The sequence below is a fragment of the Lelliottia sp. SL45 genome (assembly GCF_026672535.1).
Classification (GTDB): domain Bacteria; phylum Pseudomonadota; class Gammaproteobacteria; order Enterobacterales; family Enterobacteriaceae; genus Enterobacter; species Enterobacter nimipressuralis.
This window is the reverse complement of record NZ_JAPPRH010000003.1, coordinates 3,395,050-3,411,201: the sequence shown is the minus strand read 5'-3', so window position 1 is coordinate 3,411,201 and position 16,152 is coordinate 3,395,050. Positions and strand designations below refer to the sequence as shown.

Below are 16,152 nucleotides of genomic sequence, written 5' to 3'. Positions count from 1 at the left end.
CGAATTCTAACAACAAAAAAAACTTGTCCCCGCCGTTTCCGGCAGGGACATGTAATGTGAGGGTTAACGTTCTGGCGCGGTAAGAACCTGTCTTTGCTGCTCCAGGTTGTCGATGTAATCCGCGTACCACTGCATCATTTCCCGTCTGCCTTCCAGATACTGCGCATGGTTATAGGTTCCGCGAATACTGTTTTTGTCCACATGGGCAAGCTGCATCTCAATCCATGCGGTATTAAAGCCCTTCTCATGAAGAATGGTGCTCATGGTGTGGCGAAAACCGTGGCCTGTTGCTCTGCCGTCGTAACCAATGCGTTTGAGCACCATATTGATGCTTGCTTCGCTCATGGGTTTGTTGATGTCGCAACGCCCCGGGAATACCAGACGATACTGGCCTGTAAGTGCGCGAAGTTCCTGCAGAATTTGCGTGACCTGTCTTGACAGAGGCACCAGATGGGGGCGTCCACACTTCATTCTCGATTCCGGTACCGCCCAGATGGCATTGTCTAAATCAAATTCAGACCACTCAGCAGCCCTTAACTCAATGGTTCTTACGCCTGTTAACATCAACAGGCTGGTTGCCATACGGGTAACAGGGCTGCCGTGGTAATCGGCCAGCTTTACGAGCAATTCTGGAAGTTCATGTGCCAGAAGGTGAGGGAAGTGCTTTGTTTTTGGCGCGGTCAGTGTACTGGTTAATTCAGAGGCGGGATTGATGGTGGCGCGGCCTGTTGCAATTGCATAACGGAAGATCTGATTGCAGAACTGTCGGACCTTACGAAGTTTTTCGAGCGAACCGCGTTTTTCAATCAGGCGAAGAACCTGCAGCATTTCCAGAGGAAGAATTTCAGCCACCGGGCGTTTACCCACGTGAGGGAAAATGTCTTTCTCGAGCGCCTCAAGCACGCTCTCTGCATAGCTTTCGGACCATGAAGCCTGCTTGTGTGTATGCCACTCCATAGCAAGCGCCCTGAACGTATTTACGACGGAGATTTTCCGTGAGAGCTTTTCGAGCTGTTTTTTTTCTCACTGGGATCTCCGCCTTCAGCGATAACCCTGCGTGCGTCGTCACGTTTGAGTCTGGCTTCAGCGAGAGTGATTTCAGGATAGACACCAATCGACAGTTTTTTCTCTTTGCCTGCGATACGGTATTTCATACGCCAGTAGCGTGCACCACTGGTTTTGACCAGCAAGAACAATCCTCGCTCATCACTGAGTTTATAGTCTTTCTCTTTCGGCTTGGCAGTCTCTACCTGCCTGGCTGTGAGTGCCATAAGGGGGCCCCTAAAACTGATTGAACACATTGAGCCCCCAGGTAAGCCCCCGGCTGATCCTTGATTAAGGGAGAGTCAGGTTGACTTTGGTGGAGTTCAAAGCGTTCTTTAAGGTTGTATATGTTTGATTGTACTTGAGTTTCGAGGAGTTTGGGAGAGTACTGCAGAAGTGAAAGTGGTGCCCGGACTCGGAATCGAACCAAGGACACGGGGATTTTCAATCCCCTGCTCTACCGACTGAGCTATCCGGGCAACGGAGCGCATTAAACCTTAATCCCGGATGGTCGTCAACCCTAATTCAGGAAAAGCTGTTCAACTGCTTAACTTTACGGCAATCTGTCCGTTTGCACCGCGAAATTGCACAAATCTTCCAGACAATGGGGGTGCTAAATAGCAATGCTGACAGATCAGAGGAGGGCGATATGGCGAACGACTGGCTTGAGCTACGTCAGCATGCAGACACAGGTATTGAAACCATTAAGGCACACTTCGAAGGCCATGCTTTCGACCCACACTGGCATGACAGCTATCTGGTGGGCATTACGCTTTCTGGCACTCAGCAGTTCCATTGCCGCCGCGAGCGTCACCAGAGTCAGCCGGGAGATGCCTTTCTGCTTGAACCCGGTGAAATCCATGATGGCGATGCCCCGGTCGAGGGCGGCTTTACCTATCTGACGTTCTATCTGGACGAACAGTGGCTGAACAACACGCTGCACGGGCTATACGAGTCCACGCCCGGTAGTTATTCACTCCATTTTGCGCAAACCCTGACGCGTGAGCCGCAGCTGGTTCGCACCATCGGTGAGACGTTTAATGCGCTGCATCAGGATGAGATGAAAATCGTCCAGCAAAGCACGATGGATCACATGCTGGCGCAGATCACTTCCCATTGCCACTGGCGCAAAAGGCTCCCTTCGCAGCTGCAAAGCGCGGCGGTGGCACATCGGGCGCGTGACTATCTGTATGCGCATATGGGCGAAAATCTCGGGCTGTCTGATCTTGCGCGCGAGACGGGAACCGATCGCTTTACGCTGACGCGCTGTTTCAAACGTGAGTTCCATCTGGCACCGCACGCCTGGCTTATCCAGCTTCGGCTCGCCAAAGCCCGTCAGATGCTGGCACGTGGCGATTTACCGGTGGATGTCGCTGCGTCGCTGGGTTTTGCCGATCAGAGCCATCTTGGACGCTGGTTCCAGCGGGCCTATCGCATCACCCCAGCCCATTACCGAAAGTTGTGCACAAACCTTCCAGACGTTTCCAGAAAATAGCGGCACAGTCAGAGCTCCAAAAATAAGGAGCTACCTGTGAACGTGATGCCGTTTCTGCTGTTTGCTTTTGTCGCCTCGATAACGCCTGGCCCAACCAATATCCTTGTTCTGACCAACAGCCAGCACTACGGGGTGAAGGCGACGATTCCCGCCCTTGTCAGCGGCTGTGTGGCGGCCAGTGCCATCGTGCTGATCTCTGGCGCGGGAGCCGGGGAAGTATTGCGCCAGTACCCGCTGATTCGTCAGGTGATGAGCTGGGCTGGCGTGTTGTGGTTAAGCTGGATGAGCTGGCAGTTATTCAGCGCGCCAGCGGCAAACCTGTCACATGGCTCGCATCACCGTTTTACGGCACGTGCGGCAGCGTTGTTACAGGTAATTAATCCAAAGACATGGATGATGGCGTTGGCCGTCGTGAGCCTGTTTGCGCCGGTTGGTGAGCATGCCCTGCGAGATGTGGCGCTGATGGCGCTCTGGTTCTTAATCATTTCGATTGCTTGTCTGATGTGCTGGGCGTGGCTGGGAAAGGCGGTAAATCGGGTGTTTCGCACCACCGTGGCGATGGTGCGCTTTCAACGCGTAATGGCGCTATGCCTGCTTATCTCTGCGTGGGCAGGCATGCTGGCTTAAGTCAGCGCGCCACCCATACGGCACTGCGCAAAACGCAGGATATCTTCCGCGAGACGGTGCGCCGTCTCGACGTCGGCCAGGCTGCGGTTGACCAGCATACGGCTCAGGCAACCTTCCAGCACCAGCTCCATCTGCCGCGCGACCATTGCGGGATCGTCGACTTCGAGTCGGGTGAGCAACTCATGGGTAAAGTCGTGCGCCGCGCTTTTTTGCTGATCCGCCAGCTGATGGATCGGGTGCCCTGGATCAGGATAGAAAGTGCAGGCGGCGATAAACAGGCAGCCCGGGTAGCGTTTGTTGCGAACGCAATCCGCGAGGGCCGTATAACGCGCCAGTATTTTCTGCTCGTCCGTCAGCTCTTCGTTAAGCATTAACTGCCTGCGCCAGATATCCACCTGCTGGCTCAGATAGCGCAGGGCGTCGTACAGCAGCGCTTCTTTATCGGGCCAGAAGCGGCGAAGCTCATCCAGAGGATAATCGATGCGTTCGGCAACCATCTCAAGCGTGGTGCTGGCGATCCCTTGAACCTCAAGTAATTGCAGGGCTTGTCCCAGTACGTCTTCACGTTGCACGGTTTTCTCCTCCCAATGCTAACGGTTTCTCCCGTTAACAGTGTCGTTTACGGTTGGCGATCGCGCAAATGCGCGCTGAACGCTGCGGCATCCATAAATCCCGTCACGCGCCCGGCAGGCTGCTCTTCTCCTTGCTCATTAAAGAACAAAATAGTCGGCAGGCCGAGCACGTTGAGCTGTTTTAACAGAGCCTTGTCCTGCGCGTTATTGGCCGTCACATTGGCCTGCAGCAGAACGGTATTTTTCAGCGCGTTTTGCACCTGCGGATCGCTAAAGGTGTATTTTTCAAACTCTTTACAGGCCACGCACCAGTCGGCGTAGAGATCGAGCATCACGGGTTTGCCTTTGGCCTGCGCCAGGGCGGTGTTCAGCTCATCAACGTTACTAATTTGAGTAAAGCTAAGATGCGCCTGGGTTTGTACGCCTGGGGAACCAAACGCCCAGTCCTGAAGGGGACGCACGCTCACCAGCGCGGCGGCCAGCAGGATAATTTGCACGATCCGCATCCACGGCTTCTGCGCGTGCAGGCTGGTAATAAACGCCCAGCTGAAGAATGCCACACCCAGAAGCGCCCACAGGCGCACTCCCCAGACGTCGCCAATCACACGTTCGAGCAGGAATACCGGCAGGGCCAGAATCACAAAGCCGAACGCCGTTTTCACGGTTTCCATCCACGGACCGCTTTTCGGCAACAGACGGTTGCCAAAGACGGTGACCAGAATCAGCGGCAGCCCCATGCCCAGTGCATAAAGATAGAGCGTCCCGCCACCGAACCACATGTTCCCGCTCTGAGCGATGTAGAGCAGAATTGCGCTAAGCGGCGCGGTAGTGCAGGGGGAGCAGATCAGCCCTGCAATGGCGCCCATTGCAAAGACGCCGCCAGCAGAACCGCCCTGCTGACGGTTGCTCATCAGTGTCAGGCGTGTTTGTAGTGACGACGGCAGCTGCAAGGTGAATAACCCAAACATCGACAGTGCAAGCAGGGTAAAGACCACCGACAGCCCGATGAGCACATAGGGGTGCTGGAGCGCCGCCTGGAACTGAAGCCCTGCTGCGGCCACGATCAGGCCAAGGGTGGTGTATGTCAGCGCCATCCCCTGAACATAGATAAAGGCCAGCAGCAGCGCACGGGCGGTGGATAAACGCTGTTTGCCGCCGAGGACGATGCCGGAAATCAGGGGATACATCGGCAGGACACAGGGCGTGAAGGCGATACCAATACCGATCAATAGCGCCCACAGCGCGGAGAAGGGCAGCTTAGCACTCGTATCATCCGTTTCCTCTGCGGGAGCTGAAGGTGCAGGGGACGCCTGCACTTCGCTCAGCGGTACCACTTTGGTCTCTGGCGGATAGCAGAAACCTGCGTCGGCGCAGCCCTGGTATGTCACCGTCAGCGTGGCCCCTGAACTGGCCTGATTTACAGTGACCGGCACTGTCAGCCGATGGCGATAGATTTCGCTTTTGCCGTAGAACTCATCTTCGTGCCATTCGCCTGCGGGCAGCTGCGGCTCGCCAACGGTCGCGCGATCGGGGGTAATGCTCACCTGCTTGCGGTAGAGGTAATAGCCCTCTTTGACCTGCCAGGTCAGATTGAGATCGTGCTGGTCCTGCTGGAAGTCGAAGACAAACGCCTGGTCGGCGGGAATAAAATTAGAGCGGCCGGGCGCGTCGAACAACCCGGCAAAAACTGATGTGCTGCACAGCAGCAGGATCAGCGTAAGGAAGCGTTGAGCCATGAGAGATAATCGTTATCGCCGTGAACCACTGGCAGCACCAGCAGTTCTGGGGTCTGGTATGGATGATGAGACTTGAGGCAGTCGAGAAGCGCTTGCTGATGCGCGACGTTGGTTTTCAGCAGCATCTGCACTTCGTACTCCTGTTCCAGCTTGCCTTCCCAGTAGTACATCGAGGTAGCGCCGGGCAGGATCGTCACACAGGCAGCGAGCTGTTCTGCCAGCACTTTGGCGGCAAGCTCCTGGGCAGTGGCTTCATCGGGGGCGGTACACAGTACAACGACAGCGTCAGGTGTATTCACTACTCGACCTCCTCTTCGCGAAAAAATCACTATATCACGCTGAGCCTGAGGGCATTAATGAATCGGGCCGCTGAGCGGCCCGACTTTAACTATTTTTACAACACCGAAAGCTTAAAGAATCACGCTACCGATCAGGAAACCGAAGCATACGGCAAACACGACGCCCATCGTGCCTGGAATAAAGAACGGATGGTTAAAGACGAAACGTCCGATGCGCGTCGTCCCGGTATCGTCCATCTGCACGGCCGCCACCAGCGTCGGATAGGTTGGCAGAATAAACAGGCCAGAAACGGCAGCGAAAGAGGCCACAGCGGTCAGTGGAGACACGTTCAGTGCCAGCGCCATCGGCATCAGCGCTTTCGCCGTCGCAGCCTGAGAATACAGCAGCGCGGAAGCCACAAAGAAAATTACCGCCAGCAGCCACGGATGGCCCTGAATTACGGTACCTGCGGTCTCTTTAATCCAGTCGATATTGTGGGAAACGAAGGTATCACCCAGCCACGCCACGCCGAGGATACAGATACAGGCGCTCATCCCGGCTTTGAAGGTGCTGGAGCTGAGAATGCTGTCCGTTTCCACGCCGCACAGCACGGTGGTCAGGGTCGCGACGCTCAGCATAATAATAAGGATCGCGTTGGTGGTATTCATCAGCGGTGTTGCCACCAGGCCGAGGCTTGGGCTGTTGACGATGGCATAAATCACCACGCAGACCACGCCCAGCAGGAACAGCAGCACCGACAGTTTCGCGCGCGGTTTGATCTCAACTTTATTTTCACCGCGCAGTTCGATCAGACCTTCTTCCAGGCGTTTCAGGTACACCGGATCGTCAGAAAGTTTGGAGTTAAACAGTATAGTGACCAGGAACGACATCAGCAGTACGGCCAGCAGCGTCGATGGGATCACCACGGAGAGCAGATGTATATAGCTAACGCCATGGCCTTCCATTACCGATGACATATACACCACCGCGGCAGAAATCGGCGAAGCGGTAATCGCGATCTGCGCGGACACCACAGCAGTCGACAGCGGGCGGCACGGCTTAATGCCTTGCTCTTTCGCCACTTCGGCAATAACCGGCAGCGTTGCCAGAGAGATGTTGCCGGTACCGGCAAAAATCGTCAGGAAGTAGGTCACGACCGGCGCGAGAATGGTGATGTATTTCGGGTTTTTGCGCAGCAGTTTTTCCGTTTGATTAACCAGATAATCCAGGCCACCCGCAATCTGCATGGCCGAGATGGCTGCAATCACCGCCATGATGATGGAGATAACGTCAAACGGGATTTTCCCCGGTGCGACACCAATGGCTGCCAGAACCAGCACGCCCAAACCCCCGGCATAGCCGATACCAATCCCTCCTAGCCTGGCGCCGAGGAAAATCGCCGCTAAAACGATAATCAGCTCAATGACAATCATAATCGCTTCCTTGAATGTTAGTTGTTGGATACGTAAATGTTATTTTTGTGATGTCCTATAAAAGCAAAAAGGCACGTCACAAGTGACGTGCCTTTCGGAAGTTTAACCCGAACTGTTATTGTTCGCTTTCATCGGTATAACGCTTCGCTTTGTAGGCCGGGTGCATCAGGTTCTGCGCCGAGAAGATATCATCCAGCTCAGCCTCTGTCAGCAGTCCACGCTCAAGGACGACTTCGCGCACGCTCTTACCGGTTTCGGCACAAATCTTCCCGACGATGTCACCGTTATGGTGGCCGATGAACGGGTTCAGGTAAGTGACGATACCGATGGAGTTGTAGACGAAGCTTTCGCACACGGCTTTGTTCGCCGTGATGCCGTTAATGCATTTTTCCAGCAGGTTGTAGCAGGCATTGGTCAGAATGTGGATGGATTCAAACATCGCCTGGCCAATCACTGGCTCCATGACGTTCAACTGCAGCTGACCCGCTTCGGAAGCCATGGTCACGGTAATGTCGTTGCCGATGACTTTGAAGCACACCTGGTTAACCACTTCTGGCACCACCGGGTTCACTTTAGCTGGCATGATGGACGAACCGGCCTGCAGTTCTGGCAGGTTGATTTCGTTCAGGCCAGCGCGTGGACCGGAGGAGAGCAGGCGCAGGTCGTTACAGATTTTGGAGAGTTTCACTGCCAGACGTTTTAGCGCACTGTGCACCATCACGTAGGCACCGCAGTCGGAGGTCGCTTCGATCAGGTCTTCCGCCGGAACAACCGCCAGATTGGAGACTTCCGCCAGTTTCTGCACCGCCAGCTGTTGATAACCGTCCGGGGTATTCAGACGCGTACCGATGGCGGTGGCGCCAAGGTTCACTTCCAGCAGCAGCTCAGAGGTGCGCAGGATGTTGCGGGTCTCTTCATTCAGCAGCACGTTAAAGGCATGGAATTCCTGGCCGAGGGTCATCGGCACGGCATCCTGCAGCTGGGTACGGCCCATTTTCAGAATGTCCTGGAACTCAACGGCTTTACGCTGGAAGCCATCGCCCAGCTGGTTAATCGCGTCGATCAGTTTCACCACAGAGGCGTACACGGCGATACGGAAACCGGTCGGATAGGCGTCGTTGGTAGACTGGCACTTGTTAACGTGGTCGTTTGGATTGAGGTACTGGTACTCACCTTTCTGGTGGCCCATCAGTTCAAGACCGATGTTAGCCAGCACCTCGTTGGTATTCATGTTGACGGAGGTCCCCGCACCGCCCTGATAGACGTCAACCGGGAACTGATCCATGCATTTGCCGTTGTTCAGCACTTCATCGCAGGCGGCGATGATGGCATTTGCAGCGCTTTTCGGAATGGTTTGCAGCTCTTTGTTTGCCAGTGCTGCGGCTTTTTTCACCATCACCATGCCACGTACAAATTCAGGGATGTCGCTGATTTTGTTGTTGCTGATGTAAAAGTTTTCAATCGCTCTCAGAGTGTGAATACCGTAGTAGGCATCCGCTGGAACTTCCCTGGTACCCAACAAATCTTCTTCGATACGAATGTTGTTTAACATGTGAACCTTCTTTTAAAGCGGCCGATGGATTGTACTAAACACACAGTAGATATGTGGTTTTCAATATTTGCTGACCGACGATTATTCCCTCAATCAGCCAGATACTCGAGATCATATGCTGATGATAGCGAATTGCCGTAATCTGGATCACTTATTATCGCCCTCATCTCATGATAATTATTAATCTGTGAAATGAATCACCGCTTGAATATTTCCAGAAAAAATATCCGTGCAAACCGATTGAAATTTGGCTATCCGTCTCCATCTCAGAAAGACGCGACTCGCAAACACATACAGACAGAGGCCAGAGGCGTCTGCCACACAGGAGAAACCAGTGCGCTGGATACCTTTTATTGCCATTTTTCTCTATGTTTACATCGAGATTTCTATTTTTATCCAGGTCGCCCACGTGCTGGGCGTCCTGCTGACGCTGATCCTGGTCATCTTCACATCCGTAATTGGGATGTCGCTGGTGCGCAATCAGGGTTTCAAAAATTTCCTGTTAATGCAGCAGAAGATGGCGGCGGGGGAAAGCCCGGCAGCCGAGATGATCAAAAGCGTGTCCCTGATTCTTGCGGGCCTGCTGCTGATTCTGCCGGGGTTCTTCACCGATTTCCTTGGCCTGTTACTGCTGTTGCCACCGGTGCAAAAACTTCTGACCATGAGACTGCTACCGCATCTGCGTTTTAATCGCATGCCTGGCGGCGGTTTCAGCACTGGGCCGGGAAATGGAGAGACCTTTGACGGGGAGTTTCAGCGTAAGGACGATCAGCGCGACCGCCTCGATCATAAAGACGACCGCTGACAGGTGTGCCCGGTGGCGCTTCGCTTACCGGGCCTAATCTCTTGCAGGCCGGAAAAGCGCAGCGCTATCCGGCGTTTAAAGCACGCTTCGTTTCGGCAAGAACATCCACAGCCCTGCCAGCATCACCAAAGCGTACAAACTCTTCCAGCCAACCATCACCAGCAGCAGCAAACACAACACGCCACCGACTACCGCCAGCACTTTAAATCGTCCTTTCAGCAACCGGCATCCTGCCAGCATGCACAGCAGATAAATGATGATAAAAATGCCGTTCGCATAGACGATCAGCGCATCCAGATTGATATTCAGCCCATAAATGCACAGTGTGCTCAGCACGCAACAGCCCAGCACGGCGTTTAGTGCGTTAAGGGGTAACTGACGCTTTGACAGGCGCGAGAGGCGGCTGTCCGGCTTATACTGCGCCTGGGACCACACCAGACGGGCGAAGCTCTGAATATAGATATTGAGGCTGGCGAAGCAGGCGAGATAGCCAATCACGCAGGCAATCCACAGAGCTTTGACGCCAAACAGTTGCACCACGATCCCTGGCAGCGAAGCGGCTGCGGCCATGTCGGCGCTATACGCACTGAAATGCAGCACCAGAACCGTACAGGCCCAGTAAACGGTGCCCGCCAGCAGCAGGCCAATAATCAGCGCGCGCGGGAAATCTCGCTCCGGCTGTTTAAACTCTGACGCCAGATGCGCGAACGCCTCCAGCCCGACAAAACACCAGAACATCACCGCAAGTGCGGCGAATAGTTGTGTGTGCTCGACATCTGCGATCGCCGGGAACGGAATCGCGCTCACCTGAATATCGCCCGCCCACCATATCGCCGCAATCAACGCGACAATCAGCACGGCGACCAACGTTTGCAGATTAGCGCTGGAACTGGCGCCGCGAGACCCGACCCACCAGACGATCGCCAGTGTCCCCAGCTCCGCCAGCAGCAGCTGTTCGTCATGCCAGCCAAACAGCGCCTGACCAAAACCGGTGGCGATATGCAGGGCAGCAGGAAGCCCTACAGGGATGACCGACAGGAAAAGCCAGCCGGTGACGCGCTCCAGCCGTGGGCCAAACGCCATGCCGACAAAATGCGCCACGCCACCGGCGCTGGGGAAATGGCGGCCGAGCGTCGCAAAGACAATCGCAATCGGAAAAACCAGCACGATCAGCACCGGCCACGCCCACAGACTGTTATTTCCTGCCACCAGAGCCGCCAGTGCGGGCACGGCAAAAACGCCGGTACCTAACAAGGAGGTAGAGAGCAAACCAACGCCCTGCGCCAGCCCCAACTCCTGTTTGAGTCCACTCATTCACTTCGTCCTGCCACCATCAAAAGAGAGGCGATGGTAACACTTTCACAAATTTTTTTTCGACTGCCCCTTGAAGGGGCAAAATCCGACCCCCATCTCTCAGGGCACCAGTCGGTAAACCTTTTACGGCCCGGCGTCTTCCATAACTGATAATGACTTTCTCGAAGGAGAGCTATCAATGAGTATTCGTCCGTTACATGATCGTGTGATCGTCAAGCGTAAAGAAGTTGAAACCAAATCTGCAGGCGGCATCGTACTGACCGGTTCTGCAGCAGCCAAATCAACTCGTGGCGAAATCATCGCTGTCGGTAAGGGCCGCATCCTGGAAAACGGTACAGTGCAACCGCTGGACGTTAAAGTTGGCGACATCGTGATTTTCAACGATGGCTACGGCGTGAAATCCGAGAAGATCGACAATGAAGAAGTGTTGATCATGTCCGAAAGCGACATCCTGGCAATTGTTGAAGCGTAATCCGCGAAACGATACTGAACGAATTTGAGGAAATAAGAACATGGCAGCTAAAGACGTAAAATTCGGTAACGACGCTCGTGTGAAAATGCTGCGCGGCGTAAACGTACTGGCAGATGCAGTTAAAGTGACCCTGGGCCCGAAAGGCCGTAACGTAGTGCTGGATAAATCCTTCGGCGCACCAACCATCACTAAAGATGGCGTTTCCGTTGCACGTGAAATCGAACTGGAAGACAAATTCGAAAACATGGGCGCGCAGATGGTGAAAGAAGTTGCCTCTAAAGCGAACGACGCTGCAGGCGACGGTACCACCACCGCGACCGTGCTGGCTCAGGCGATCATCGCTGAAGGCCTGAAAGCTGTTGCTGCGGGCATGAACCCAATGGATCTGAAGCGCGGTATCGACAAAGCGGTTATCGCCGCTGTTGAAGAGCTGAAAGCCCTGTCCGTACCATGCTCCGACTCTAAAGCGATTGCGCAGGTGGGTACTATCTCCGCTAACTCCGACGAAACCGTAGGTAAACTGATCGCTGAAGCGATGGACAAAGTCGGTAAAGAAGGCGTGATCACCGTTGAAGACGGTACCGGTCTGGAAGACGAACTGGACGTAGTAGAAGGTATGCAGTTCGACCGCGGCTACCTGTCCCCATACTTCATCAACAAGCCAGAAACCGGCGCTGTTGAACTCGAAAGCCCGTTCATCCTGCTGGCTGACAAAAAAATCTCCAACATCCGTGAAATGCTGCCAGTGCTGGAAGCCGTTGCGAAAGCCGGTAAACCACTGGTTATCATCGCTGAAGATGTTGAAGGCGAAGCATTGGCAACGCTTGTGGTTAACACCATGCGCGGCATCGTGAAAGTCGCTGCGGTTAAAGCACCTGGCTTCGGCGATCGTCGTAAAGCAATGCTGCAGGACATCGCAACGCTGACCGGCGGTACCGTGATTTCTGAAGAAATCGGTATGGAACTGGAAAAAGCGACTCTGGAAGACCTGGGTCAGGCGAAACGCGTTGTGATCAACAAAGACACCACCACCATCATCGATGGCGTGGGTGACGAAGGCGCAATCCAGGGCCGTGTTGCTCAGATCCGTAAGCAGATCGAAGAAGCGACCTCTGACTACGACCGTGAAAAACTGCAGGAGCGCGTAGCGAAACTGGCAGGCGGCGTTGCAGTAATCAAAGTCGGTGCTGCTACCGAAGTTGAAATGAAAGAGAAGAAAGCGCGCGTTGATGACGCCCTGCACGCAACCCGTGCTGCGGTAGAAGAAGGCGTGGTTGCGGGTGGTGGTGTTGCGCTGGTTCGCGTTGCCGCTAAACTGGCTGGCCTGACTGCTCAGAACGAAGATCAGAACGTGGGTATCAAAGTTGCGCTGCGCGCAATGGAAGCTCCACTGCGTCAGATCGTGTCCAACGCCGGTGAAGAGCCGTCTGTTGTGGCGAACAACGTGAAAGCAGGCGAAGGTAACTACGGTTACAACGCAGCAACTGAAGAATACGGCAACATGATCGACTTCGGTATCCTGGACCCAACTAAAGTTACCCGTTCTGCTCTGCAGTACGCGGCATCTGTAGCGGGTCTGATGATCACCACCGAATGCATGGTGACCGACCTGCCTAAAGGCGATGCTCCTGACTTAGGCGCAGGCGGCATGGGCGGTATGGGTGGAATGGGCGGCATGATGTAATTGCCCTACGCCCGGCATCATTCTGTAACCAGAATGCGTTGGGCGTAACCCTCCCGGAATTGAAAAACCCCCAGGCAGAAATGAACTGCACCCCAAAAGTTGGACACTCAACTGAGTAAGGTGCAGATTCATGAAGCATTCATTAGAACTAAAACTAGCCGTAGTAATGCACTACACGGAAGGTCATGCCGGGCAGCGGGAAACCGCAGCCTACTTTAATGTCGAAATCACATCAGTAAAAAAATGGATCAGGGTTTATCTTAAGCATGGTCTTGACGGACTTAGGCGAAAGCGAACCCATACATCCTACGAAGAAAAACTTCAAATCGTACTCACCACTATCAAAGAAGATCTGTCCCCCCGGGAAGCGGCTGCACGGTTTAATGTTTCTGATGCCTCAGTGATTAGAAAATGGGTTAGTCTGTATAAAGACCATGGAGCTGAATCACTCAACTCCCGCAGAGGAATACCCAGCCACGTGAACAAAAAAAGCCAGCCAGAACAAAAAATAACAACATTCCCTCCAGAGAAAATGACACAGGAGGAGCTTGCTGCCGAGCTCCGCTATCTGCGAGCGGAGAATGCCTATCTAAAAAAGCTGAAAGCCTTAGTTCAAAACGAAAAACTAGAGAAAAAACACAAATAATCAATGAACTAAGGCATGAGCACAGTTTGCGTGATTTATTGCGTGCAGCAAAACTGCCACGTAGCACCTGGTACCATAATCTCAGGCGGCTTACGCAGCCTGATTCTGATGCTGACTTAAAAACTCAAATTAGCGAGATTTACCAGTATCATAAAGGGTGCTATGGATATCGCCGGATCACCGTCTGGCTGAGAAGACAGGGCCTCAGTATTAACCATAAAGTCGTGCAGAGACTAATGGAGGAACTGGGCCTGAAGGCACTCATCCGGGTGAAAAAATACCGTTCATGGAAAGGTGAGGTGGGGAAAGTTGCACCAAATCTCCTACAGCGGAACTTTAATGCCGAGAAGGCGAACGAAAAGTGGGTTACCGACGTAACGGAGTTCGCCGTAGAAGGGAAGAAACTTTACCTTTCCCCAGTGCTGGACCTTTATAACAGAGAGATAATCGCCTACAGCCTGTCCGAGAGGCCCAGAATACAGATGATTAATACGATGCTTGAGCAGGCCATGCTGAGGCTTGGGCAAAGCGATAAGCCAATCCTGCATTCAGATCAGGGCTGGCAGTACCAGATGAAGCATTACCAGCATATCTTGAAATCAAACGGAGTGGTTCAAAGCATGTCGCGCAAAGGAAACTGCCTGGACAATGCCGTGATGGAAGGCTTCTTTGGAATGCTCAAATCAGAATGTTATTACCTGAATAAATTTAAAAGTACCAAAGAGCTACGAAGGGCCATCGAAGAGTACATCGATTACTACAACAATGAGCGAATCAGCTCAAGGTTAAAAGGCCTGAGCCCGGTAGAATACCGGACCCAGGTTCAGTTAGCTGCCTAGTAAATCACTGTCCAACTTTCGGGGGTCAGTTCAGAAATGTCTGGGGGTTTTTCTTTTGTTCATCTTTTTAGTATAAGGTTTACACACGGACAACTCTTGTCCAGCTTATTGCAAACGGGGAATAACATGCGCGTTAAAGTCTGTGCAGGGATCGTAGGGGCAGCGTTGCTGCTGGCAGGTTGTAGCTCCAGTAATGAGCTCTCCTCGGCGGGTCAGGGCGTTCGCTTTGTGGAAGATAAGCCGGGCAGCGAGTGCCAGCTGTTAGGTTCGGCAACCGGTGAGCAGAGTAACTGGATGTCGGGTCAGCACGGTGACGAAGGCGGTTCAATGCGTGGTGCCGCGAATGCGCTGCGTAACCAGGCGGCGGCAATGGGTGGCAACGTCATTTACGGTGTGAGCAGCCCGTCGCAAGGCATTCTGTCGAGCTTTGTCCCGACGGCCAGTTCCATGAACGGCCAGGTCTATAAGTGCCCGAACTGAGTCACGTGCGGGCTAATGTCCTCACCTGAATCCTCTGTTTATCGCAGAGGGTACAAACAAAAAACGGCAACACCTGTTGCCGTTTTGTTTTGACCCTACACCATCCGCTTTTTACGACTGACGTAGCTGCAAATCCAGTGGCGTTTTGCTCGGCTCACCACCAATTTCTCGCGCCAGTTTCGGCACCATATAGCCTGATACCAGCGTCAGTAGCTCCCGCATAATCTGCCGGGCTTCCTCATCGCTCACCATGAAATGCGCCGCACCCTGAACGCGGTCCAGCACATGCAGGTAATAGGGCATAACCGACGCATCAAACAGCGCATTGCTCAGATCGGCGAGCGCACGTGCGTTATCATTCACGCCGCGCAACAGCACGCTCTGGTTTAGCAAGGTCACGCCAGCCTGGCGCAGACGAACCATCGCCGAACGAAATGCGTTGTCGATCTCGTTGGCGTGGTTAATATGATTCACCAGCAGGATTTGCAGCCGCGACTGTTCGAAGCGCGAAACCAGGGTGTCTGTGATGCGCGCGGGGATCACAATCGGCAGACGACTGTGAATGCGTAACCGTTTGATGTGCGGGATCGCTTCGAGTTGCGTGAGCAGCCAGTCCAGCTCGTGATCCTTCGCCATCAGCGGATCGCCACCGGAAAAGATGATCTCATCCAGCTCCGGATGGGCGGCAATATAGTCCAGTGCCACCTGCCAGTTGCGCTTATTGCCCTGATTTTCGGCATACGGGAAGTGGCGACGGAAGCAATAGCGACAATTTACCGCACAGCCACCTTTCACCAGCAGCAGCGCGCGGTTGAGGTATTTATGCAGCAGGCCCGGCACCACGCTGTTCTGTTCTTCCAGCGGATCGGTGCTATAGCCCGGTGCTGTCACGAACTCATCCTGCGAGGTAAGTACCTGTTTAAGCAGCGGATCGTCGGGGTTGCCTTTCTCCATACGCGCGACAAACGCACGCGGCACGCGCAGGGCAAAGAGGCGTTTTGCTTCACGACCGGCGAGCAAATTTTCATCCGTGTCTATATTCAATAGACGCAGCAGTTCATCAGGACTGGTGATTACATCGGGAAGTTGCGATAACCAATCTTCTCTGGACGGGGTATTTAGGGTTACAATATGCGCCATTTTGTGGCTTAGCTACCAGTTAACAATTTTCAGA

Annotated in this window: 14 protein-coding genes, 1 tRNA gene and 1 pseudogene; 7 read left to right on the top strand and 9 right to left on the bottom strand. The window is 53.8% G+C overall.

What is annotated here, in order from left to right; translation table 11 throughout:
• Nucleotides 1-63: 63 nt before the first annotated feature.
• Nucleotides 64-1,271, bottom strand: a pseudogene (locus OVA10_RS22535) (tyrosine-type recombinase/integrase).
• Between the two features lie 176 nt (nucleotides 1,272-1,447).
• Nucleotides 1,448-1,523, bottom strand: a tRNA-Phe gene (locus OVA10_RS22530).
• A gap of 170 nt (nucleotides 1,524-1,693) precedes the next feature.
• Here OVA10_RS22530 and OVA10_RS22525 point away from each other — a divergent pair.
• Together OVA10_RS22525 and OVA10_RS22520 are read left to right on the top strand one after the other, a co-directional pair.
• Nucleotides 1,694-2,539 (top strand): AraC family transcriptional regulator, encoded by an 846-nt coding sequence (locus OVA10_RS22525; protein ID WP_158238460.1) that lies wholly within the window; start codon nucleotides 1,694-1,696, stop codon nucleotides 2,537-2,539.
• 36 nt (nucleotides 2,540-2,575) lie between these two features.
• Complete coding sequence (locus tag OVA10_RS22520) at nucleotides 2,576-3,166, top strand: LysE family translocator (RefSeq protein ID WP_107702411.1); 591 nt, start codon at nucleotides 2,576-2,578, stop codon at nucleotides 3,164-3,166.
• On the opposite strand, the gene OVA10_RS22515 is transcribed toward OVA10_RS22520, so the two are convergent.
• The 5 genes from OVA10_RS22515 to aspA all read right to left on the bottom strand — a co-directional run bounded on the left by OVA10_RS22515 (nucleotide 3,163) and on the right by aspA (nucleotide 8,738).
• On the bottom strand, nucleotides 3,163-3,738 hold the full coding sequence (locus OVA10_RS22515; protein WP_102104422.1) for a transcriptional regulator: 576 nt from the start codon (nucleotides 3,736-3,738) through the stop codon (nucleotides 3,163-3,165). The genes OVA10_RS22520 and OVA10_RS22515 overlap by 4 nt on opposite strands.
• A gap of 47 nt (nucleotides 3,739-3,785) precedes the next feature.
• Nucleotides 3,786-5,474, bottom strand: coding sequence for a protein-disulfide reductase DsbD (locus tag OVA10_RS22510; protein WP_268196825.1), 1,689 nt, complete (start codon nucleotides 5,472-5,474; stop codon nucleotides 3,786-3,788).
• Entirely contained in the window at nucleotides 5,450-5,773 is a 324-nt protein-coding gene (gene cutA / locus OVA10_RS22505; protein ID WP_095280450.1) for a divalent cation tolerance protein CutA, read from the bottom strand. The genes OVA10_RS22510 and cutA overlap by 25 nt, the downstream gene beginning before the upstream one ends.
• A 111-nt stretch (nucleotides 5,774-5,884) precedes the next feature.
• Complete coding sequence (locus tag OVA10_RS22500; protein ID WP_100777922.1) at nucleotides 5,885-7,186, bottom strand: anaerobic C4-dicarboxylate transporter; 1,302 nt, start codon at nucleotides 7,184-7,186, stop codon at nucleotides 5,885-5,887.
• 115 nt (nucleotides 7,187-7,301) lie between these two features.
• A complete protein-coding gene (gene aspA / locus OVA10_RS22495) occupies nucleotides 7,302-8,738 on the bottom strand; it encodes an aspartate ammonia-lyase (protein ID WP_100777921.1) in 1,437 nt (478 codons plus the stop codon).
• A gap of 334 nt (nucleotides 8,739-9,072) precedes the next feature.
• On the opposite strand from aspA, the gene OVA10_RS22490 reads away from it, so the two are divergent.
• Nucleotides 9,073-9,543, top strand: a complete 471-nt coding sequence (locus OVA10_RS22490) for an FxsA family protein (RefSeq protein ID WP_100777919.1) — start codon at nucleotides 9,073-9,075, stop codon at nucleotides 9,541-9,543.
• Between the two features lie 75 nt (nucleotides 9,544-9,618).
• Here the strand turns inward: OVA10_RS22490 and yjeH are convergent, their stop codons facing one another.
• Entirely contained in the window at nucleotides 9,619-10,857 is a 1,239-nt protein-coding gene (gene yjeH / locus OVA10_RS22485; RefSeq protein WP_268196824.1) for an L-methionine/branched-chain amino acid transporter, read from the bottom strand.
• 178 nt (nucleotides 10,858-11,035) lie between these two features.
• On the opposite strand from yjeH, the gene OVA10_RS22480 reads away from it, so the two are divergent.
• From OVA10_RS22480 to OVA10_RS22465, 4 genes are all read left to right on the top strand, one after another.
• Complete coding sequence (locus OVA10_RS22480) at nucleotides 11,036-11,329, top strand: co-chaperone GroES (RefSeq protein ID WP_003855929.1); 294 nt, start codon at nucleotides 11,036-11,038, stop codon at nucleotides 11,327-11,329.
• Between the two features lie 40 nt (nucleotides 11,330-11,369).
• On the top strand, nucleotides 11,370-13,013 hold the full coding sequence (gene groL, locus OVA10_RS22475) for a chaperonin GroEL (RefSeq protein ID WP_268196823.1): 1,644 nt from the start codon (nucleotides 11,370-11,372) through the stop codon (nucleotides 13,011-13,013).
• Between the two features lie 130 nt (nucleotides 13,014-13,143).
• Nucleotides 13,144-14,498 (top strand): IS3 family transposase gene (locus OVA10_RS22470; protein WP_268196822.1). Its coding sequence is split into 2 segments (ribosomal slippage): nucleotides 13,144-13,612 and nucleotides 13,612-14,498, totalling 1,356 coding nucleotides; the frame shifts between segments, so codons are not numbered across the junction.
• A gap of 126 nt (nucleotides 14,499-14,624) precedes the next feature.
• Nucleotides 14,625-14,978, top strand: coding sequence for a DUF4156 domain-containing protein (locus OVA10_RS22465; RefSeq protein ID WP_100777916.1), 354 nt, complete (start codon nucleotides 14,625-14,627; stop codon nucleotides 14,976-14,978).
• Nucleotides 14,979-15,089: 111 nt separating this feature from the next.
• Here the strand turns inward: OVA10_RS22465 and epmB are convergent, their stop codons facing one another.
• A complete protein-coding gene (gene epmB / locus OVA10_RS22460; RefSeq protein ID WP_268196821.1) occupies nucleotides 15,090-16,118 on the bottom strand; it encodes an EF-P beta-lysylation protein EpmB in 1,029 nt (342 codons plus the stop codon).
• Nucleotides 16,119-16,152: the final 34 nt, after the last annotated feature.

Excerpts from the sequence above, each read along its gene's own strand:
- aspA (WP_100777921.1), bottom strand. The coding sequence starts at position 8,738 with ATGTTAAACAACATTCGTATCGAAGAAGATTTGTTGGGTACCAGGGAA.
- OVA10_RS22480 (WP_003855929.1), top strand. The coding sequence starts at position 11,036 with ATGAGTATTCGTCCGTTACATGATCGTGTGATCGTCAAGCGTAAAGAA.
- OVA10_RS22525 (WP_158238460.1), top strand. The coding sequence starts at position 1,694 with ATGGCGAACGACTGGCTTGAGCTACGTCAGCATGCAGACACAGGTATT.
- OVA10_RS22510 (WP_268196825.1), bottom strand. The coding sequence starts at position 5,474 with ATGGCTCAACGCTTCCTTACGCTGATCCTGCTGCTGTGCAGCACATCA.
- OVA10_RS22500 (WP_100777922.1), bottom strand. The coding sequence starts at position 7,186 with ATGATTGTCATTGAGCTGATTATCGTTTTAGCGGCGATTTTCCTCGGC.
- yjeH (WP_268196824.1), bottom strand. The coding sequence starts at position 10,857 with ATGAGTGGACTCAAACAGGAGTTGGGGCTGGCGCAGGGCGTTGGTTTG.
- groL (WP_268196823.1), top strand. The coding sequence starts at position 11,370 with ATGGCAGCTAAAGACGTAAAATTCGGTAACGACGCTCGTGTGAAAATG.
- epmB (WP_268196821.1), bottom strand. The coding sequence starts at position 16,118 with ATGGCGCATATTGTAACCCTAAATACCCCGTCCAGAGAAGATTGGTTA.
- OVA10_RS22465 (WP_100777916.1), top strand. The coding sequence starts at position 14,625 with ATGCGCGTTAAAGTCTGTGCAGGGATCGTAGGGGCAGCGTTGCTGCTG.